The 22,882-nt window shown below is 52.8% G+C and carries 7 protein-coding genes and 2 tRNA genes; 4 read left to right on the forward strand and 5 right to left on the reverse strand.

The window, feature by feature from the left end; genetic code table 11:
- Window positions 1-102 precede the first annotated feature (102 nt).
- The 4 genes from WC598_RS03900 to hypD form a co-directional block, all read right to left on the reverse strand.
- Complete coding sequence (locus tag WC598_RS03900; protein ID WP_372960161.1) at window positions 103-1,338, reverse strand: amidohydrolase family protein; 1,236 nt, start codon at window positions 1,336-1,338, stop codon at window positions 103-105.
- A gap of 375 nt (window positions 1,339-1,713) precedes the next feature.
- Window positions 1,714-2,952 carry a threonine/serine exporter ThrE family protein gene (locus tag WC598_RS03905; protein WP_372960162.1) on the reverse strand — a complete coding sequence of 413 codons (1,239 nt, stop codon included), beginning with the start codon at window positions 2,950-2,952 and terminating at the stop codon, window positions 1,714-1,716.
- An 875-nt stretch (window positions 2,953-3,827) separates the two neighbouring features.
- Window positions 3,828-3,899 (reverse strand) — tRNA-Arg (locus WC598_RS03910).
- A 68-nt stretch (window positions 3,900-3,967) separates the two neighbouring features.
- Window positions 3,968-4,996, reverse strand: a complete 1,029-nt coding sequence (gene hypD / locus WC598_RS03915; protein WP_372960163.1) for a hydrogenase formation protein HypD — start codon at window positions 4,994-4,996, stop codon at window positions 3,968-3,970.
- A 45-nt stretch (window positions 4,997-5,041) separates the two neighbouring features.
- On the opposite strand from hypD, the gene WC598_RS03920 reads away from it, so the two are divergent.
- Together WC598_RS03920 and WC598_RS03925 are read left to right on the forward strand one after the other, a co-directional pair.
- Entirely contained in the window at window positions 5,042-6,088 is a 1,047-nt protein-coding gene (locus WC598_RS03920; RefSeq protein ID WP_372960164.1) for a mechanosensitive ion channel family protein, read from the forward strand.
- A 240-nt stretch (window positions 6,089-6,328) separates the two neighbouring features.
- A tRNA-Thr gene (locus tag WC598_RS03925) sits at window positions 6,329-6,402 on the forward strand.
- Window positions 6,403-6,806: 404 nt separating this feature from the next.
- Here the strand turns inward: WC598_RS03925 and WC598_RS03930 are convergent.
- Entirely contained in the window at window positions 6,807-7,190 is a 384-nt protein-coding gene (locus tag WC598_RS03930) for a hypothetical protein (protein WP_372960165.1), read from the reverse strand.
- 277 nt (window positions 7,191-7,467) lie between these two features.
- On the opposite strand from WC598_RS03930, the gene WC598_RS03935 reads away from it, so the two are divergent.
- Complete coding sequence (locus tag WC598_RS03935; protein WP_372960166.1) at window positions 7,468-8,700, forward strand: PLP-dependent aminotransferase family protein; 1,233 nt, start codon at window positions 7,468-7,470, stop codon at window positions 8,698-8,700.
- A 206-nt stretch (window positions 8,701-8,906) separates the two neighbouring features.
- Complete coding sequence (locus tag WC598_RS03940) at window positions 8,907-22,778, forward strand: tetratricopeptide repeat protein (RefSeq protein ID WP_372960167.1); 13,872 nt, start codon at window positions 8,907-8,909, stop codon at window positions 22,776-22,778.
- Window positions 22,779-22,882 lie beyond the last annotated feature (104 nt).

A 22,882-nucleotide genomic window follows, 5' to 3' on the forward strand; every position in this document is an offset into this window, starting at 1 on the left:
CTTTTTTTTTTTGAGACACGGTCTCCACTTCTTGCAAAATAAAAGGGCTGAGTTAGTTCAACACGTATCCGGATAAACGGGGAAAAAACCAGATCCGGACGGCTATGCTGATTTATACACCGTGCCGGCTTTCATGACGAAACTGACCTTCTCCATCACCGCGATATCCTCAAACGGATTTCCCGGAACCGCAATGATATCCGCAGCCTTTCCCGGGGCAAGGACGCCCAGGTCGGGCCGCATCAGCATCTCAGCTGCCACGCTTGTTGCGGCGCGGAGGGCCCGGACCGGTGCAATGCCGTTTGTTACCATTTCGCCAAACTCGACTGCCCCGTTGATCGCATAGGACATAATGCCAAGGTCGGTTCCAAAGGCTATCCGTATGTTGCTCTTTGCAAGGTTTCTCGCGTTTTCCAGGAGCACATCCCTGTACATCCGCATCTTCATCTTCTCATACGGGTTGTTACCTATCGATTCCCAGTACTCCTCGCTGTCTGCAAACCGGGCTGACCGTACACCCGCGTACTGGGTCGGGATGAGAAAGACACCATTCTCCTCGATCAGCTGGAGTGTCTCCTTTGTTGCCATGGCCCCGTGCTCAACCGAACGGACACCGGCAAGGACTGCCATCCTGACCGCGTCGTCACCGTGGAGATGAGCAGATACCGGCCGGTGATACTGGGTTGCGGTCGCAACAAGGCACTCCATCTCTTCCTTGGTGTATCCGACATCGACAGGATTGTCAGACGGGGAGGCAAACCCTCCGGATGCCGCGAACTTGATCCATTCGGCTCCCCACTTGATCTCTTCCCGCACAAGACTCTGTATCTCTTCCGGGCCGTCAGCAAGATTGTTCTGCCAGGCCCTGCAATCCGGCGAGAGGATAGCCGTGGTATCCATATGTCCGCTTCTTGCCGATAGCATGTGGCCGGAATTGATCAGTCGGGAACCCGGGATGATCCCATGTTCTGCTGCCATCTTTACGTCCCGGACGGTATACCCGTGGAGATCCATATCCCCGCAGTCCCGGACGGTTGTGAACCCGTTCATCAGGTGTATCCTGACAGCCTCGGCCCCAAGGAGAGCCTTATACCCTCCTGAAAAACTCCAGAAACTGCCAATCATCTCGGGCCGTAAGGTGATGTGGACATGGCAGTCAATAAGACCCGGCATCACCATCCGATCCGGAAGATCGATGATCTGTGCACCAACGGGAACCTGCACGCTCTTTTCCAGAGCGGTGATGATCCCATTCTCGATAAGGATCTCGCGGGGGCCGAGCGGGGTTTCGGCAAGGCCGTCCCAGACATTTCCGGCCCGGATTATGATAGGAGTCATCGGATGTCCCACCCGGCGCCTGCGGAACACTTTGTCCTGGCTGCCAAAAGGACGTTTATACTGATCAGTGACGGTTGTTGTATCATCAGATTGCCTCCGTGAACGATTTGGGGTTTTAAAAACACGTATACCGTATTGGAGGGGTATTACAAGAATACATTTCCCTCACTCCCGGATGCTGGTACTCAGGAGGTATGGTAACCGGGACTGGGCCGGTAGATCTTCTGATTAGGTTGTCCAGTTCTGGCAGAACCGTAAAAATTACCGGATTTCACCCAGGTACAGAAGAACAATAGGATCTGGTATTCGCAGCCACTCCAGGATTACCCGGAGATGAGAAACAACGGGAACCCGAAAAAGCCCACCTTCCCTGCCTCATGGGGTTTTTACCCGGGAAAATGACCCGAGGATATCTCCTACAAATACCCCGCAGATGATGGCACCGGTTATACCGATCACCTGGAGCATGGCGCCGGTCCCGGCAATAATCCCGCTGGTGTTCAGCAAATACAGTGCCTGGATGAACGTATAGCCCGGAACAAGCATGAGGACCGCGGGGAGCAGGATTGTGGAGAGGGTTGTCCTGAACCGGTTGGCAGCTATCCTTGCATAGACCGTGAGGATGATCGCCGCAAGGAAGGACCCCTGCCAGAACCCGGACATATTTCCGGCCAGCAATCCGGCCCATAAGAGCAGGCCGCAGACAACCAGAAGCCAGAACCGGGAAGGGGATACGCCAAACAGGATGCCGTTACTTATCAACAGGAAGGGGATGAAAACCCAGACAATAACCGGGGAGATTCCGGCCAGGGGTCCGACTGCGGTTGCGGGAAGGAAGGTCTGGACAATACCAATGCCAAGAAATGTTCCGATCAGGAGTTTCAGGCAGACAACCAGTGCGTTCATGAAGTAGATAATCCCGGAGAGGGTATCTCCGAGAATGATCTCCCGCGGTGCTATCGTAAGGCCGAACCCGGGGATATAGATAGTGAGCGCACAGACCGTCACGGCCATGGGGTGGATGCCCGGCATGACCGCGGCAATGAGTGCTGCAAGGACTGCGACCAGCACGGAGATGACCACTTCCCGGGCGTGTTCGAGCCGGGATACCCGGGATACGAGGATCTCGATCCCGAATGCGAAGATCCCCAGAACGCCACCGATAAGGATCTCCAGCCCGGACATCCCCATAAGCGCCCCGAATCCCGCACCGGCAATAAAGAACGCGATCGCTTTTACGGGATTGCCATACATTGCCGGGGCCCGTTCAATCTCCTGGAGCCGCACGAGCCCTTCCGCCGGCCGGGTCCGGCCGGCTTCCACATCTTCGATGAGATCCCGCACCATCTCGAGCCGGGCCATATCGTAGGCGGGTTCCCTGGAGGTGGCAATATGGATTCTCTGGTGGTCGGTATTTTTCTCCCAGATGGCAATTGTCCGCGAGCTGGGGGTTGCAAGGATCTCGCCGTTCAGGCCCAGGGTCTTAATGACAAGGAGCAGGGTCTGGTCCATGTCGTGGGAATGTCCGCCGTACTGTTCGGCAGATTTGGCGAGTGCCGTGATAAACCGGACAGAATTGTCAAAATAGTGCAGATCATTTGGGTGAGGACTCATGGTAACAGCAGAACCCGGGGTTGTGATCTCCCCCGAAGCATTTTTTGGGCAGCGGGAACCCTGTGCAGGTACCCGGGTCCCAGGAATGATTGATTCATATTCCCGCTGATTCTATTAATCCTTCTGTCTCTCGGCGCTGCATAGCATCGGTCGGCCTGTTCAATCGTATCGGTAACGGATATCTGATTGTCAATGTCGCAGCTTCACGGGCGGTCTGTGAGTTGCCATGATCTCAATCCCCATGCCCCTGCGGAACCATTTTCCATCAGAGTCCGCTTGAAAAAAAATAATCAAAGCCTGCCGGAAATTTTTCAATCAAAGGTTGATTGATCCGGATCCGGTTTTCAATCGCGATCGTGATCGCGATAATTATTTTCCAATCAAAGTGTGCCTGAAATTTTTTAATCAAAGTCTGCCTGAAAAATTTCGAGCAGGGTGCGGTTAGCAAAAGTTAAGCGGGTTTGCACAAGGCTTCCAATCAATCCCTCGTCTGAACCGTCTGTTGCAACCGGTTTTTCAATCAGGATGCGGTTGAAATTATTTCATCAGAGTCCGCTTGAAAAAAAATAATCAAAGTCTGCCGGAAATTTTTCAATCAAAGGTTGATTGATCCGGATCCGGTTTTCAATTGCGATCGTGATCGCGATGATTATTTTCCAATCAAAGTGTGGCTGAATTTTTTTAATCAAAGTCCGCTCGAAAAATTTCAGGCAGGGTGCGGTTAGCAAAAGTTAAGCGGGTTTGCACAAGGTTACCGGCCATTCCACGGTCGTTAGTCATGAACCCCGGTAAAACAAGTTTCGAAAAAATTTTCAGGGCAACAGGGACTTTCGTGCTCAACAGGATCAAAAAAACCGGTCCAACAAAAGAATAAACGCCCCGGCCGGGATTCGAACCCGGGTCAAAAGCTCCGGAGGCTTCTAGGATGTCCACTACCCTACCGAGGCACGTTTACCTTACTTAATCTCTCTCTCACCCATATAAATCCAAATGGTTGAGGAAAAACAGGAAAAAATCAGGATTTCTTCATGTGATACTGGTGCCAGATCTTGCAGGCGCCTTCGTGGCTGACCATGCAGGGGCCAACCGGTGTCCTTGGTGTGCAGACTTTACCGAAGAGCTTGCAGTCGGATGGCTGGCATATCCCGCGCAGAATTTTGTCACAGGCACAGGCAGAGTGCTTGCTGATATGCTTGTACACGATATTGAACTTCTTTTGCGCATCGTACTGCTCAAATTCCTTCTTCAGCCGGAGGCCCGAGCCCGGTATGACGGGAAATCCCCGCCACTCAACATCGCAGGGCTCAAATACGTTGTACATGATCTGTCTGGCCTTCACATTCCCTTCACGGCTGACCGCACGGGGATACGCGTTGTCCACGCGGGTAGTTCCTTCCTTGACCTGCCGGACGAGCATCAGGAGACCAAGAAGGATGTCCTCGGCCTCGAAACCGGCAACAACCTGAGGGACCGGGAAATGCTCGTACTCCTCGTAGCCCATGATGGCGCAGACATGGCCGGGAAGCATGAACCCGTTCAGTTTTGCTTCGCCCTGTTCGAGCAGCCACTGCATTGCGGGCGGGACTATCCGGTGGCAGGAAAGGATAGAGAAGTTCTCCGGGGGCTTTCCGAGAATCGTTGCGGCAACGGTCGGGGCCGTGGTCTCGAAGCCGACCGAGATGAAAACAACTTCCTTGTCCGTCTTATGGGCTATCTCGACAGCCTTATGGACCCCCTGGACCACCCGGACGTCCCCGCCGCAGGACTCCATTGACCCTTTGGAGCCCGGCACGCGGAGAAGATCGCCGTACGTGGCAATGATGCAGTCTTTTTCCACAAGATCCAGGGCAGCATCGATCTCTCCCTGGGGTGTGATGCAGACCGGGCATCCCGGCCCCATCACAATCTTCAGCTGCTCCGGAAGCAGGCTGCGCAGTCCTGTTCTCGCAATCGCTGCTTCATGCGTGCCGCAGATGTGCATAAAGGTCATGTCGCGGTCAACCAGTTCATGCAACATGCCGGCTATCTCTTTTCCCGTCGCCATACAATCTCAAGATTATTTACCGCAAAATAACATAAGAGTACGTGTATGGCATTTGGCATTGCTGACCTGAACTACATCTATGCACTGGTTACCGTCATTTTCGGTGTACTCCTTGCGCTTATCGTGCGGTTCATTGTCCGATGGCTCGAAGCAAAAGCCGGCGAGACGGATACGAAACTGGATGATATCATCATTGCCGCGATTGGAACACCGGTCCAGGTTGCGATTATCGCTGTAGCCGTTTATTATGCAATCAGTTCTTTTGGCATCCTGCCCGGCACCCTGCAGTTCATTCTCGATCCGAAGTATGTCACCGCGTTTTACATCGTCATCGGGGCATGGATCATATCGTCTTTCCTCCACGACATCATTGCCATCTACGGTCATGAACTGGCAGAGCGATCGGAAGGGGACTGGGATGACCGGCTCGTGGAACTGCTCGAACTCATTGTGAAATGGCTTGTCTGGTTTGGCGCCCTGATGGCGATCCTGTCTGTGTTCGAGGTAAATATTACCCCGTTCCTCGCAGGTGCGGGTATCGCCGGCCTGGCCGTTGCCCTTGCGGCCCAGGACATCATCTCGAATTTCTTTGGCGGCGCCATCATCACGATTGACAAACCCTTCAAAGTGGGGGACCGGGTCAGGGTGGACCAGTATTACGGAGACGTCATCAACGTTGGCCCGCGCAGCACACGGATAAAGACGCTTGATTACCAGATAGTAACCATCCCGAACAACAAGATAACAACCAATGTCATCGTCAATTATTCGGAGCCGGATGAAAAGCTCCGTATTACAATCCCTGTGTCCGTGGCCTATGGGACCGGGGTGGATTTGGTAAAAAAGATCCTTCTTGAGATTACCCAGGACGTGATCAGGACAACGGATTATATCCTGGCTGAACCCACCCCCAAAGTATTTTTTGTTGAATTTTCAGACTCCAGCCTGAAATTCATCCTCTATGTCTGGGCCCGGAAATACAATCTTCCCGATGAAATCAAGGATTCCATCAACTCGCGGATTGCGGCCCGGTTTGCCGAAGCGGGTATCGAGATCCCCTTCCCCCAGATGGAAGTGAGACTGAAGAAATAATTTTTCCCATCAGCCTTTTTCATTTTCACCGGATCCGCGAGGATGCGGGGGGTCTTCTATGATTTCCGGAAACGTGGCCCGAAACGGGTTATTTTGGCCACCCGGGCCAGACCCTCTCCGCAATGTTTTATAGGGAGTACTCACAACGTAGTTAGGCAACTGCCACAAGGGCAGGAACGGCAAACAATCTACTCCCTGCAGGCGGGGAAAAGCCGGTATCCGATGTTGCTGAAGTTATCAGCCTATGTGACACAGCCTGGCAGTGTGCCTCCTTGGTAAGGAGGAAGTCGCGAGTTCAAATCTCGCCATAGGCTCTTTTGTCGTTTTTATAGTACCATCCTCAATTATTCCGCAAATCCGAGTAATGTTCACTCACGGTTTCTCCAGAGAAATGGTGATCTTTTCCCTCCCGATTTCTCCGATACAGGAATTCATTTCTTGCGCCAGGTAGTTCCTCAACAGCGCAGCGAAGAGTAAACAGGACGCGCTATTGCCCCACCAGCTTCAAGGTGCCTCGCAGGTTAAGAGCGATATTGAATGATATGCGGGCGGATTTAACCTCAAAAAAATGAAGGGATTGCCGTTTTGTCTGCGAATAATCGGAATGAATTTTAGCTCCATGGAATCGTTCGCAGGGGTATGACACCCATTTTGAGGTAAAACGTTCCCGTGGGAAAAAGGATCCGGTATTGGTTCCACAGGTCAGATGAAAAAAGGGCTATTTCGGATTGAGCCGGAGGCCCCGCACCATCGAGATATTCCCATTGGCCCCCCCGATAATCATAGAATCGCCAGCGATCGTGATCAAATTGAGGGGTTGTGTCGTGACGGTGTATGAACTGTTTGAATTTTTCACCCATGTTACAGGTACGGACATTGTGCCCATCATGGATGAATCGGTAACGGCCCAATCCGCGGTACCATTGGAATAAACATCAAGAGACAGGTACATGGAACCCATTGGGCCGGCCCAGTGATCAACAATAGGATCTTGTGCCGGGAGTGTGGGAATGACAGCGGTTGAGCTGCCGACTGAGGCACATCCGGCAACCAGGATAAGAGCAATGCAGGATGCGAGGATCAGATAATACCCGGTTTTCATGATACCGGGTCTGGTTATTTTCACCATATAAATGTGCCGAAAAACGTGAGGTGAGGGCAATCCTGCGGGGCAGGATCTATGAGTGTCTGAAGATTATCCCCCTTATATAATATCCCATATCAGGTGCGGGGTACTTCAATCCCGGAATCAGTTACTTAAAAAACTCCAACCCATGTTGACCGTGGCAGTTCCGGTTTAAATCAAGGGCTGACATGCTTTTAACCGCTCACTTTATCCTTTTCTTTTTTAAATAACTACAGAAGAACTTTGGTGAATCATGAGCCAACCGATACCTACTGGACCTGGCCAGCACCAGGTCACTGGCAGAAAATACACGTTTGCACCGCGGATGGCAAAAACCCCGAAATCCTTTATCCGGGAAATTCTCAAGGTCACGGAAGATCCCCGGATCATCTCGTTTGCCGGGGGACTCCCTAGCCCGGCGCTCATTGATGTAGACAATATCGCAGCTGCAGCTGCATCAGTCCTTGCAAAGGACGGGCAGGTGGCACTCCAGTATTCCACTACGGAAGGTTACCGCCCCCTCCGGCAGTTCATTGCCGACCGGTATAAAAAACGTCTCGGTCTCGAGGTCTCCCCGGACGAGATTCTTATTACCAACGGATCGCAGCAATGCCTCGATTTGATTGGAAAGGTCTTTATCGGTACCGGTGATCACGTTGCAATGGAGCGTCCCGGGTATCTTGGTGCGATCCAGGCATTTTCCCTGTTCGAGCCAATCTTCCACCCGGTTATACTTCATGAGGATGGCCCTGATCCGGTGCAGCTTGCACATACCATCAGGAACTATCCGGTCCGGTTTTTTTACGGCATCCCGAATTCCCAGAACCCCTCCGGGATCACGTATTCCGCAGAACGACGAATGGAGATAGCGGGCATACTGGAGAAGAGCGAGACTCTCTTTATCGAAGACGATGCTTACGGGGAACTGAATTTCAATGGCAAATCCCTGCCATCCCTGAGGCAGTATATTCCTGATCAGACCATTATCACGGGATCGTTTTCCAAGATTCTTGCCCCGGGCATGCGGATGGGCTGGGTTGTTGCGCCACTGCCGATTATGGAGCAGCTGGTTGTTGCAAAACAGGCTTCAGACCTCCATTCTAATTACCTGTCCCAGAGAATTGCTTTTGAATATCTCCAGACCCAAAATATCGATACACATATTGAGAAGATCCGGGCCTCCTACTGTCACCAGAGGGATGTCATGCTCAGCTGCATGGCGGAGTTTTTCCCGGATACGGTCTTGTTCACCCGCCCGCAGGGGGGCATGTTCATCTGGGTCACCTTACCGGAAAGTGTCTCCTCCATGGCCGTCTTCGATGCTGCGATTAAGGAAAATGTTGCGGTCCTGCCCGGTTCGCCGTTCTATATTGATGGCGGGGGCAACAACACGCTTCGGATAAACTTCTCAAATTCTACAGAAGAGAAGATCCGGACCGGTATCGAGCGGCTTGCATCCGTGATTAAAAAGCAGTGCAACCAATGATTTTTTTCTTTTCTCAAGTGGCGCAGTATAAAAATAGTATTCATAACTCAATACTGATCATATATTATACCGGAAAAGGTATATGCGGCTTATAAGTAAACTGTATACCTGAGTAATTGGCAGAGTTGAAAGGCAGGAGAGCAGGACAGATTAATAACAGCTCATGCCAGCATGCGCTGAATGGGCACGGATGAGGTAAAAAATTGATGAATAATAAGGGTGATGCTGAAGCATTAATGCGACAGGGTATCGAACTGTATGACCTTGGGCGTTTCCAGGAAGCCATTGTCATGTTTGACCGGGGTCTTGCCCTGTACCCCAATCTTGCAAAAGCTCATTATTTCAAAGGAATCGCGTTATATGACCTGGGAAAATTCGAAGAATCAATCCAGGCATACGATCAGGCCATTGCAATCGATCCCTCTGATCCGAATGCCTGGTACAACAAAGCTGCAACTCTCGCCCAGATTGGCAGGAACGAAGAAGCCCTCGACGCCTGCGATCGCCTGCTCTCAATAAAATACGATAATGCCGAGGCCTGGATCCTCAAAGGTATTGCCCTGTATGAACTTGGCCAGTTCAAGGACGCAATCTCTGCCTACGACCATGCGCTGATGGTTGACCCGCGCCATGCAAAAGTGTACTACAACAAGGGTATTGCACTTGCAGATCTTGGCCGTCACCAGGATGCCATCAATGCCTATAACAAAGCCATAGAAATTGTCCCGGATTATGCCCGGGCATATTATAACAAGGGGATCTCCTTTTACGATCTCGGACGGTATCAGGAGGCCCTGTCGGCATTCGATAAATCCTATTCCATTGATCCCAGCGATATCTGGGTCTGGTACTACCGGAGTTTCATCCTTGCAAAGCAGGAGTTGTTTGAGGAAGCAGTCGAGGCTTCAAATCAGTTTCTTGGGCAGGAACCCGGCCATGCCGATATCTGGACCATCAACGGTATCTCGCTCTTTAAGATCGGACGGTATGAGGAAGCAGTCGATGCACTCAAAGAAGCGGTTTCCCAAAATCCCGGACTGACCGATGCCTGGTACCACGAAGGGCTCGCTTTCCAGAACCTGAAAAAATACCCTGACGCCATCGGGGCGCTTGACAAAACACTCGAACTCAATCCGGCGAACACGGATGCACGGGAACAGAGAGGTATAGCAAACTACCGGTTGAAGAAATACCGCGAGGCAGTTGCGGATTTCGATCAATGCCTTGCCCAGGAACCGGAGAATCTCGATGCCTGGTTCAAGCGGGGAATTGCAAGTATCAACCTGAGCCGGTACGAAGATGCCCTCGAGTCGTTTGAACGATGCCTGGAGCTTCAGCCGGATCATGCCGGATCATTTTATTTCCGGGGCATGGCACTCATCCGCCAGGGACGCCATACTGAAGCAGTCGAAGCCTTCGAATCAGCGCTGAAGTATGATTCCCGGTGTTCCCTGGCAGCGTACCAGGAAGGATTGTCGTATGCCAGCCTGGGAAGGTTCCAGGAGGCAGTCAGTGCTTACGACCAGGCACTGCGCATCAACCCGGCATTCACGGAAGCCCTGTACCACAAAGGTTTTGCCCTTGCAAAACTGGGCAAAAATGACGATGCAATCCAGGAATATGACCGGACTCTTGCATACGACCCCGGCAATGCCCAGGCCTATCACCAGAAAGGCCTGCAGCTCGCAAAACTCGGGCGCAATGATGAGGCAGTGGAAGCGTTTGACCGGAGCATTGGACTCAAACCGGCCTATGCCCAGGCATTCTACGATAAAGGCATTGCCCTTGCCAAACTCGAGCGGTTTGATGCGGCACTGGATGCATTCGAACAAGCAGTGACAATCAACCCGAATTACGTCTATGCCTATTACAACCGGGGTCTGGCATTTGTACAGCTGGAGCGGTTCGAAGAAGCGATCCAGGAATTCGACCGGGCTGTGGATATCGATCCAACGCATGCGCTGGCACTTTACCAGCGGGGTACTACCCTTGTCCGTCTCAAGCGATACTCTGAAGCCGTGATCGCGTTTGATGCGGTTCTTGCATTCTCACCCCAGAATACCGGGGCATTGTATGAAAAGGCATTTGCGCTCTTCAACCTGCTGCGCTACCAGGAATCGGTTGTGGCATTCGATGAGGCCCTTGAACAGAACCCCTCGCTCACGGATGCCTGGTTATACAAAGGTGTTGCTCTTGCCCACCTGGGCCAGCTTGACGACGCGATAGCGTCCTTTGACAAATCCCTGGTTCTCAAACCCCGCTTAACCGAAGCCGCAGTCCGGAAAGGTATTGCCCTGCATAACCAGGGGCGGATGGACGACGCCATCGCCGTCTTCAACCGGGCGCTCAACGAAACCCCCCGCGACATCTGGGCCTGGTGCTACAAGGGACTTTCCCTCTCGGCACTTGGCCGCTATGATGAAGCTATCCGGGCATTTGACAAAACCCTTGAGATCAACCGAAAATGCGCACGGGCGTTTTACGAGAAAGGAAATGCATTATCCCACCTTGGAAAACCGCTCGAAGCCGTAGTCTCCTATGATCAGGCCCTGGAGATCTCCCCCGATGACCCGAAAATCCTCTACAACAAAGGAGTCGCGCTCGCCCAGAGAGAGCGTTACGATGAGGCTATCCGGGCGTTCGAATCAGCTCTTGCACTTGAACCCGAGAATGCTTCCGGTTATTATTACCTGGGGATCTCCTATGCCGGAAGGGAACGGTTCGATGACGCCATCCGCTCTTTTGAGAGCTCGCTGACACTTGAACCCGGCAACGCCCTGGCTTATCACTACAAGGGCATAGCCCTGCTCCAGAAAGAGCGGTACGAGGAAGCAATTCGCTCGTTCTCCAGTGCACTCCAGCTGGATACCTCGAACGCCTCGTCCTATTATTATATGGGACTTTCTTATCTCCAGGCCAAGGAATATGAAAATGCCCTGAGTTCGCTTGAAACGGCAACCGGGATGGACCCGTCACTGTCGGACGCGTACATGTACCAGGGATTTGCCCACTATTCCCTGGGGCGCTATGCTGAAGCTATTCCGCTCCTTGATCGCAGCCTTGCGCAGAATCCATCCCTTATCGATGCCATGATCTGCCGGGCCGGATCCCTGTATTTCCTTGAGCGGTATATTGAGACTATCGAGACTGACGACCGTATTTTGTCGTTAAACCCGACTCTTCTCGATATCTGGATGCAGAAAGGCAACTCCCTCTATAATCTGGGCAGGAAACAGGAATCGATCAATGCTTATACAAAAGCTCTTGAACTGAATTCGAACCTGACGGAAGCCTGGATCAAAAAAGCCTCGGCTCTCTCGGACCTGGGGAAAGTGCCGGATGCGATCGCTGCCTATACCCGGGCCCTCGATATAAATCCCTCACTCACAGATATCTGGATGAAAAAGGGCAATGCCCTCAACCAGCTGGGCAAGACCGAAGATGCGATTAATGCGTATCACAAGTCCCTCCAGATAAATTCCGACCAGGAAGATGGCTGGATCAAGATCGGCCGGGCCTTCTTCGATATCAGCCGCTACCAGGATGCCATCGATGCCTTCGATAATGCCATCTCCCTCAACCAGAGAAGTATCGACGCATTCTACTACAAGGGACTGGCCCTTGAGAAAGTCAGACGTACAGAAGAAGCAATCCATGTCTTTGAGATCCTCCTCGAGATCGATCCCGGGAACGGTGATGCACAGTACCACAAGGGACTCGCGCTAGCCGGTATGGGTGATTACCGGAACGCCGCCCTATCCTTTGAGCGGACGGCAGAGATCCGTCCTGATTTTGCGCCTGCCTGGTATAACAAGGGAAAAACGCTCATTGAGTCCGGGAAATACCAGGATGCCATACTTGCCTTAACACGGGCACTGTCGCTTGAATCCTCGTATACCGAGGCCAATTATTATCTCGGTTTTGCGCTGCTCAAGACAGGTAAATTCGAAGAAGCGATCCAGGCATTTGACCGCAACCTCTCCAAGGATACGAGCAATGCACCGGGCCATTTCAACCGGGGGATAGCTCTTGAGAAACTGGGCCGTTTCACTGTAGCACTCGAAGCCTTTGACAAGGCACTCATCTTTGATCCGGATAATGCCCTTGCGTTCTACCACAAAGGCAAGTCATTCGCTGACCTGAACCGTCACGCTGATGCGGTTTTTGCCTTCGACAAGACTCTCCAGCTCAAACCCAAATATACCGATGCCCGGCTCAGGAAAGGCATTGCCCTTTATCACATGGGGCGGTTCCAGGATTCGGTGATCGACTTTGACCGTACTCTCCTTGAGAGCCCCAAGAACTTCCTGGCGCATTACTACAAGGGCAGGGCATACGAGGATCTGCGGGAATTTTCCTTTGCCATCGAATCCTTCAACAATGCGCTGGAGATCGATGCCAACTACCGGGATGCGCATTTCCACAAAGGACTCTCGCTTCTTGAGCAGTCTGAATTTGCCGAAGCACTTCTCTCCTTTGATCTCACGCTGGATATTGACAGGGAATTTGCACCGGCACATTATTACCGGGGCTTTTCCCTGCTGAAACTCGGACGGAACAAAGATGCGATAACGTCGTTTGATCGCTGTCTTGCCTTAACCCCGCTCTATGCCCCCGCTCACTTCCAGCGCGGACGAGCCCAGTATGCCCTGGGGTTATACCAGGACTCACTCCTGGCATTCGATGCTGCGCTGGAATATGATCCGAGACTCGCAGATGCAGCACTCTACAAAGCCTTAGCCCTGCATGAACTTGGGCAAAACGAAGAGTCCCTCTCGGCAAGTGTGGCGGCCCTGGATATACGGCCTGCCTTTACGGAGGCATGGTACAGCAAGGGGGTAGCCCTTTTCGAGCTTGGAAAGTATGATGAAGCGGTTGCTGCATACGACCGGTCCATTGAGCTGGACCCGACAAGTGCCCAGGCAACGTATGATCGCGGTCTGACTCTGCTCCGACTCTCCCGCAACCAGGATGCCGTGGAATCGTTCGACCGGGTACTGGCACTTGTGCCCGGTTTCCCCCCGGCATTTTTCCATAAGGGTATTGCCCTTGCAGCCCTCAACCAGCAGGAGGAGGCCGTCCGGAACTACGACAGCGCTCTCGCTCTTACGCCATCAGATGCGGCTGCATTATACCAGAAAGGTATCTCCCTTGCCCGTCTGGAAAATTTCGAAGAGGCCATTGCCAGCTTCGATGCAGCAATTGTGCAGAATCCACGCAATGCCGATCCGTCTTACCAGAAAGGATTATGTCTGGCTGCACTGGGCCGTCAGGATGAAGCCGAGACGGCATTTGGCCGGGCCCTTGAGCTCGATCCGGCCAATAATGATGCCCTGTACCACCGGGGTCTCGCCCTTGCCGAACTGGGGAGATTCTCAGATGCGATAGATACCCTGACAAAAACCGTTGAGATCAATCCTGCGATTGCCAATGCCTGGCTGATTCGTGGTTTCTGCCAGTTTGCCCTTGAGCAGTTCACAGAATCGGTGGAGTCTTACAATAAGGCGCTGGAACTGGAAACAGAAAATCCCCACACATGGTTCTACAAAGGCCGGGCCCAGCTCAGTCTTGGGAGAGATGATGATGCGGTCGAGGCTTTTAACCGGTCCCTTGCCATTATTCCTGAATTTGGCGAGGCCTATTACTACAAAGGGGTTGCCTTGTTCCGTCAGAAGCGGATGCCTGATGCCGAGATGGCTTTTGAAGAAGCCACCCGGATAATGCCGGACTTTACCGATGCATTCCGCGAGAACGGCAGAACCCTTGTTGCACTGGGACGGTACCGCGAAGCTGCCGATGCCTTTGACAAAGTGCTGGCGGTTTTGCCGAAAGATCCGGTTGCCCTGTATGGCAAGGCCCGGTCACTCGACCACCAGGGGTTATATGCCGAAGCTATTCCCGTATATGCCTGGGTCAATCATGTGGATCCCGACTGCGAGCGTGCATTTCTCTACAAGGGCTTTGCCCAGATGCTCACGCACCAGTATGAGGATGCCGTTGACACGTTTACCTCCACCCTTGCGATCAACTCTGCTAATGCCGAGGCCTGGATGGAAAAGGGAAAAGCGCTTGTCTTTCTGGAGAAATACGAACAGGCCGTAGAAGCGTTTGACGGGTATTTATCCATACAACCGGATTCCTGTGAGATTCTCTTTGAAAAAGGCTTATCCCTCACGCAACTGGGAAAGACCATCGACGCACTGGAATGTTTTACCCGCAGCATATCCCTTGGACTTGATACAGCCCGGGTTCATGCTGAGCTGGGGTATTCCCTCTACAGTCTGGGAAGATATGAAGAGACCATTACCTCGCTCGATCGTTCACTGGCTCACGATGCCAGGAATACCCGGGCTCTTGTAGTCAAAGGCAAATCCCTCTCGGAACTGAAACGGTATGAAGATGCAATAACTGCATTCGATGCTACGCTGATACTTGACCCTGAAAACGAACCGGCGCATTCCGGCAGGGGATTTGCACTTGCAAAACTGGCGCGGTATGAAGATGCGGTTATCGCTCTCGACCATGCTCTCGAAAGCGATCACACCCGCCCGGAACTGCTCTCCTGCAAAGGGTATTCCCTCTACCGCCTTGGCAGGTTCAAGGAAGCGGTTGAAGCATTCGGCAAATCCTTGAAACGCAAGCCGCAGAACACATTCTCCCTCCTTTTCAGGGGAAAGGCATACCTCCATACCGGCCGACCCGAAGATGCATTGTCGGCCCTTGACAAGCTAATCTCCCTTGACGGGAACAATGCAGTTGCCTGGTATTATAAGGGAACCGGCCTGTCCCGCCTGATGCGGCACGATGCGGCACTCGCAGCATTTGACCGGGCGGTTTTTCTTGAAAGTGACTGTTCTTCCGGGTGGTTCAACAAAGCCTGTGAACTGATCGCCCTGGAACGGTTTGAAGAGGCGCTGCCGGACTTTGACCGGGCACTCGAGATCAAACCAGACTTTTACGACGCGATCTACCAGAAAGGACTCGCCCTCCTGACCCTTGAGCGGTACGCCGATGCAGTCTTTGCTTTTGACCGGGCACTCAAGCTTGTTTCCGGCAGCGGACCTCTGTTCTATTACCGGGGCCATGCCCAGAAGGAGCTGCAGCGTGACGGGGAAGCTCTTGAATCATTTAACCGGTCGATTGAATTCGAACCCGCCAATCCTGTTACCTGGCTGGAAAAAGGGGATGTATTATCCCGGCTCGGGAATTATTCCGAAGCGGTTTTAGCCTATGCAAAAACCCTTGAATTCGATTCCCGCTCAGCAGGGGCAGCCCTGAGCCAGGCGGTTGCGCTCACAACGCTTGGGAATGACGAGGATGCAATCCGGTCCTTTGACCGGGCACTCGGGATCGATTCAACGCTGACGGAAGCAGCATATCTCAAGGGATGTGCACTCCAGCGGCTCAAAAGATTCCCCGAATCCATCAGCTCGTTCGATTATGTCCTGGAACAATCCCCGGCTCATGCGAAAGCGCATTATCATAAAGGGCTTGCACTGCAGGAACTGCAGAAATATGAAAAAGCAATCCGGTCCTACAAGCAGGCACTCACGAACGATGCCACGATTACCGATGCCGTCTACCAGACAGGTATTTGTTATGCAAATCTCGGGAAATATGAAAATGCCCTGCGGGCTTTTGATAAGATACTGGAGATAACACCCCATGATGCCGGTATTCTCTTCCAGAAAGGCCGGGCCCTGTCGAAACTGTTACGGTTCGAAGAAACCTTAACGGCTCTGGATGATGCCCTGAACAGCGAGAACAATAACGCCGGTGTCTGGGATCTCAAAGGCCTCATGCATTATGAACTGGGCCAGTTTGCTGACGCTCTTGTCGCATTCGACCGGGCAATTGCTCTTGAGCCGGACAACAGTACCACATGGTATCGCAAAGGCAAATCGAACCTGGAACTTTGTAACTACGAAGAGTCAATTGCCTGTTTTGACCGGGTTCTGGCTGCAGATGAGCGCTGCGCTGGTGCATGGCTAAAGAAAGGCAGCTCCCTCATATCTCTCGGACGTTTCGAACCTGCTATCGAATCCCTGACCCGGGCCCTCGAATTAAAACCCCAGAATGCCAATGGCTGGTACGACCGTGGCATCGCCCTTGCAGAACTGGGTCGTTTTGAAGAAGCAGTTACGTCCTTTGACCGCGCCATTTCCATCAACCGGAAGTATACCAACGCATGGTATGACAAAGGTCTGGCACTCGCGCGGCTTGGCAGGGATCGCGAGGCAATTGCAGCATTTGAGAGTACCACAACCATCGATCCCCGGTTCCCGGATGCATTTTATGAGAAAGGTCTCGCCTTTGAACGACTTAACGAATACAAGGATGCCCTTGCATCGTTCGAGAAGGCAATATCGCTCAATACCTCATTTGTTGAGGCCCTGTATCACAAGGCACTCGCCTTGTTCAGCCTGAAGCAGTACAACTCCGCGGCAGGTGCATTTGGTCTCGCGCTCGATCTCGACCCGGAGATATTCGATGGATGGTACCGACAGGGGTTATCCTATGTCCGTCTCGGCAACCTTGACGAGGCAATTGCTGCATTCAGCCAGGCTATCCGCATCAATCCGGGATCCTACGGGGCACTGTTTGAGACCGGTCTTGTCCTGTCCGAAAAAGGGCAGTATGAAGAGGCTGTCCGCGAGTTTGACCGGGCCCTGGCAATTGATGATGTGCAGGGGGACGGCCATTTTGCCCGGGGACTTGCTCTCCTTGCACTGGAGCGATTGGATGAGGCGCTTGCCGCATTCTCGCGGGTGATCGAAGTTGATCCCGATTATGCAGAGGCGTATTTCAACAAGGGAATTGTTCTGGAAAACCTCGGACGCTACGATGAAGCCGTCATCGCTTTCGATGGGTTTTTACGGCGGGTAGCGGACCGGTCGGAGGCCTGGTACCACCACGGCAGATGCCTGGAGCAGCTTGGCCGGGATGAGGATGCGATTTCATCATTTGACCGGGCTATTTCCATCAACCGGAAGTATACCAACGCATGGTATGACAAAGGTCTGGCACTCACGCGGCTTGGCAAGGATCGCGACGCAATTGCTGCATTTGAGAGCACCACAACCATCGATCCCCGGCTCCCGGATGCATTTTACGAGAAAGGTCTTGCATTCGAGCGCCTTTCTGAATATGAGGATGCCCTTGCATCGTTCGAGAAGGCAATTTCGCTCAATACCACATTTGTTGAGGCCCTGTATCACAAAGCACTCGCCTTGTTCAGCCTGAAACAGTACAACTCCGCGGCAGGTGCATTTGGTCTGGCGCTCGATCTCGACCCGGAGATATTCGATGGATGGTACCGCCAGGGATTATCCTATGTCCGTCTCGGCAACCTTGACGAGGCAATTGCTGCATTCAGCCAGGCTATCCGCATCAATCCGGGATCCTACGGGGTACTGTTTGAGACCGGTCTTGTCCTGTCCGAAAAAGGGCAGTATGAAGAAGCTATCCGCGAGTTTGACCGGGCCTTGGCAATTGATGATGCGCAGGGAGACGGTCATTTTGCCCGGGGACTTGCTCTCCTTGCACTGGAGCGATTGGATGAGGCGCTTGCCGCGTTCTCGCGGGTGATCGAAGTTGATCCCGATTATGCAGAGGCTTATTTCAACAAAGGAATTGTCCTGGAAAACCTGGGACGCTACGATGAAGCCGTCACCGCTTTCGATGGATTTTCCCAGCTGATTGCGGACCGGTCGGAAGCCTGGTACCACCACGGCCGGTGCCTGGAGCAGCTTGGCCGGGATGAGGATGCAGTAAAATCCTATGAGAAAGCCCGACAAAAAGATCCCCTGAATACCGGGATCCTCTTATCCGAGGGAAAAACGTACAACCGTCTCGGCCAGTACGAGGACGCGATCCGGATCCTTGATATTGCGCTTGGTATCGAGCCGGAATCTGGAGAACTCCTGTTTGAGAAAGGATTTGCCCTTGCCCACCTGGACCGGCATGAGCAGGCCGAATCCATTCTCGGAAAAGCCGACACATTACTTCCGGAACGTTTTGAACCCGCATACTTCCGGGGATTATCACTCATGCATCTTGGCAGGTATGCCGACGCAATCCCGGCATTTGACACGGCCCTTTCATTAAACGAGGATAATGCCGAGATCTGGTACAACAAAGGGCTGTCGCACTCGCATCTCAGGCAATACGAGAAATCTATCGAGTCATGTGATCAGGCAATCCGTATAAACCCCGGTCACTACGAGGCATTGTTTGAGAAGGGGCTCGCCCTGTTTGAACTTGCACGATATGAAGACTCTGTTCACGAGCTTGATCGTGCCCTTGCAATAGATGATGCAAAGAGGGACGGTCATTATGCCCGGGGACGTGCTCTCCTTGCACGGGACCAGCTTGAAGAGGCTCTTGCCGCATTCTCACGGGTAATTGAGATTGATCCGGATTATTCCGAGGCTTATTTCAACAAAGGAATTGTCCTGGAAAACCTGGGACGCTACGAAGATGCGGTCACCGCTTTCGATGGATTTTTCCGGCAGGTCATGGACCGGCCGGATGCCTGGTACCATCACGGCCGGTGCCTGGAGTACCTTGGCCGGGATGAGGATGCCGCGGAATCCTACGAGAAAGCCCGACAAAAAGATCCTCTGAATACTGAGATCCTCTTATCGGAGGGAAAAACATTTACCCGCCTCCGCCAGTACGAGGACGCGATCCGTATCCTGGATATTGCCCTGGATATCGAACCTGAGCACGGGGAACTCCTGTTCGAGAAAGGATTTGCTCTAGCCCACCTGGACCGGCATGAACAGGCCGAATCCGTTCTCGGGCAGGCCATTCATTACCTGCCGGAACGTTTCGAGCCGGCCTATCTCCGCGGTTTATCACTTATGAACCTGAGCCGGTACGAAGACGCGGTCCGTGCTTTTGACACGGCTCTTGAGTTCAGCAGGAGAAATCCCGATATCTGGTACAACAGAGGGATATCCCTCTCCCGCCTGGGACAGCACGAGGAAGCAGTCGAGTCCTTCGATCATGTCCTAGAGGAGCGGGCCATGGATGTAGAGGCACTCCTTGGGCGGGGCCGGGAATATTATACCCTGAAGAACTTTGGCGAAGCGGTCCGGTCTTTCGATTCAGTTCTTGAGACAAATAATAATCATGCGGCTGCCTGGTACGAGAAAGGGCTCGCCCTCTATCATCTCAAACAGTATACTGATGCAATCGGATCCCTGGATCACGCCCTCACCCTTGACCCCGGGAACTATGATGCAATGTACCACCACGCTCTTTCCTACTCAGCGCTGGAACGGTATCCTGAAGCAATTGAGTCATTCCACCAGCTGCTCACCCTGACTCCGGACAATGCAGATGCCTGGTATGAGCAGGGCCTTGCACTTGCTCACATCGGACGCCATAGCGATGCTGTGTCAGCATTTGATCAGGCAGTTGGGATCAGGCCGGATTATTTCGACGCATTATACTTGAGGGCACGTTCGCTGGATCTCCTTGGGAAGGATGAGAACGCGATTGACGGGTATAACCGGGTCCTAGCCCTCCAGCCCCTGCATGTCCCCTCCCTCCACTTCAAGGGTGCGGCATTCGTGCGGCTGAACAAGAATGAAGAGGCCATCAAGATTTTTGACCGGGCGCTGGAGATCGATCCATCGTATGTCGAGGCGCTCTTTGACAAGGGTCGTGCGCTTGCTGTCCTGAAAATGTACCGTGAAGCCGTCAAAACCTTCGACAAAGCGCTCAGTATCGAGAAGAATTATGCAGATATTTATTTCCATAAGGGGCTCGCCCTTGCGAACCTCGGGCGTCATGACGATGCAATTATTGCCCTGAACAAGAACATCGATCTGGACGCGGAGAACGAACTGGCATATTACCACAAAGGCCTTTCCTTAAGCGAGATCGGCCGGCATGCCGATGCTACGGAAGCTTTTGATCGGGTTATTCAGATCAGTCCCAAATTTATCGAAGCCTGGCTGCACCGGGGGATTGTCCTTGCACAGATCGGGAAATACAACGACGCTATAGAATCCTATATCAAAACCCTTGAGATCGATCCCATGAACGCTGAGGCATGGTATCTCAAAGGCAGTTCCCTCTATGCCCTGAACGCTTATGAGGATGCCATCGAGGCATTCAACAGGGCATTGCAATTACGGCCCGATTATGTATCCGCCCATTACGACAAAGGCCGGGCGCTGTATGACCTGAAAATGTACAAGGAATCCGTTGTATCCTTTGATAATGCCCTTTCATTCCAGGAGAAATTTGTAGAAGCCCTGTACCACAAAGGCATAGCATTGACCAAGCTCGTCCGGTACGACGACGCACTCAGTGCTTTTGATCAGGCCCTGAAGATCCGCCCCAACTTTGGTCATGTCTGGACCGGCAAAGGTATTGCCTTGTCCCTGCTGGGAAAAGACCAGGATTCAATCAGTTTCTTCCACAAGGCGCTTGGTATCGATCCAAAAGATGCCCTTGCAAGTTATTATCTCGGAGTCTCGTACCTCCGGCTTGGCAAGTATCATGATGCCATCAAGAATTTCGAGAATGCACTCCTGCAGCGTCCCAAGTGTGCGGAGGCGTTTTACCAGAAAGGCCGTGCCCTTGCCATGCTTTCGATGAACCACGAAGCACTTGCCGCGTATGACCGGGCGCTCCTCATCCGGGAAGAGTACTCCGAAGCCTGGCTGTACCGGGGCATATCCCATGCAAGCCTGAACGATTTTGACACCGCGCTCGAGGATTATAACCGCGCCCTCTCCCTCAACAGCCAGTACGCAGCCCCGCATCTCTTCCGGGGAATCGCACTCATCCGGCTCAAGCGGTATGCAGAATCCATTGAGGCGATTGACAGTGCGCTTATCCTCAACCCGGAGTATGCAGAAGCCTATTATTACCGGGGTCTTGCCCTGCTCCAGCAGGAACAGTACGACACGGCTATCCAGGCTTTCGATCAGGCGCTTGGCATCAACAACCGTTACTCAGAAGCATACTACAACAAAGGAGTTGCCCTTGCCCATACCGGCCGGTTTGAAGAGGCCATCACCGCGTTTAACCTGACCCTGGGAATCCAGAACGAATTCACAGAAGCTATCTATGAACGCGGCCGGGCACTGATCCGGACGGGTCGTTTCAAGGATGCAATAGCATCATTTGACCAGGTACTTTCCATCAACCCCGGGTATGCCGATGCAATTTATGAGAAAGGGCGTGCGCTCGTCTCGCTTACCAATCTCACTGCGGCCATTACGGCCTTTGACCGGGCCATTGATATCAACCCGTCCTGCTGGCAGGCGTTTTTCTGGAAGGGTAAGGCCCTCTCAGAACAGGGTAGCTTTGATGCTGCAATCACCGCGTTCGACCGGGCTATCGAGATCAAACCCGGCCTTTCAAGTCTCTATGCCCAGCGGGGCCTCGCATATGCCGCTCTTGAACAGTTCAGGGAGGCGATACGCTCATATGATCATGCCCTGGAGATCGATCATCCTGTAGAAGTCTTTGCTTACAAAGGTGCCAGCCTCTCGGAACTGGGAATGTACCGGGATGCCATCGAAGCCTTTGACAAAGCGCTGGAACAGAACGAGGAACTGGCAGAGGCCTGGCTCGGCAAAGGGAACGCCTATTATGACCTGGGAAAATACTCTGAAGCCAGGACAGCGTATGACCGGGGGCTCGCGCTCGACCCGGAAAACGCGGTCGGATGGACACGCCACGGCATGGTACTGTCCGCCCTTCACGAGTATGACAGTGCAATCGAATCCTACGATAAGGCGCTCCTCCTCGATCCGTCCTTCTCCATTGCATACTTCACCAAAGGCAGTGCACTCATTGCACTCGAACGTTTTGAAGATGCAGTGGAAGCATTCAACGCCATGATCTCAATCCAGCCGGAGTTCGTGGATGCATGGATCCACAAGGGCCGGGCACTGCTGGAACTCGGGCAGTACCAGGAAGCGCTCTCATCCTACAAGCGTGCGCTCGAGATTGAGCCGGGCAGGAAAGAGATCTGGAACGATATCGGCGAGATCCTTGACAAGATCGGAAAACACGAAGAGGCCCGGATCTGTTACGAGAAGGCCAAGTAATTCCATTTTCCCCCATTTCTTACGTTTTAAGAGCATTGTCTCCTGAAGCATTCCCATTCTTCCGGCAGCTTTTGTAAAAAACGGTATGATATCCCGATCTATTC

The organism is Methanoregula sp., from assembly GCF_041645475.1.
Taxonomy (GTDB): domain Archaea; phylum Halobacteriota; class Methanomicrobia; order Methanomicrobiales; family Methanospirillaceae; genus Methanoregula.

Bases quoted from the DNA above. Each gene is read 5' to 3' on its own strand.
- WC598_RS03900 (WP_372960161.1), bottom strand. From the start codon at position 1,338: ATGACTCCTATCATAATCCGGGCCGGAAATGTCTGGGACGGCCTTGCC.
- WC598_RS03905 (WP_372960162.1), bottom strand. From the start codon at position 2,952: ATGAGTCCTCACCCAAATGATCTGCACTATTTTGACAATTCTGTCCGG.
- hypD (WP_372960163.1), bottom strand. From the start codon at position 4,996: ATGGCGACGGGAAAAGAGATAGCCGGCATGTTGCATGAACTGGTTGAC.
- WC598_RS03920 (WP_372960164.1), top strand. From the start codon at position 5,042: ATGGCATTTGGCATTGCTGACCTGAACTACATCTATGCACTGGTTACC.
- WC598_RS03930 (WP_372960165.1), bottom strand. From the start codon at position 7,190: ATGAAAACCGGGTATTATCTGATCCTCGCATCCTGCATTGCTCTTATC.
- WC598_RS03935 (WP_372960166.1), top strand. From the start codon at position 7,468: ATGAGCCAACCGATACCTACTGGACCTGGCCAGCACCAGGTCACTGGC.
- WC598_RS03940 (WP_372960167.1), top strand. From the start codon at position 8,907: ATGAATAATAAGGGTGATGCTGAAGCATTAATGCGACAGGGTATCGAA.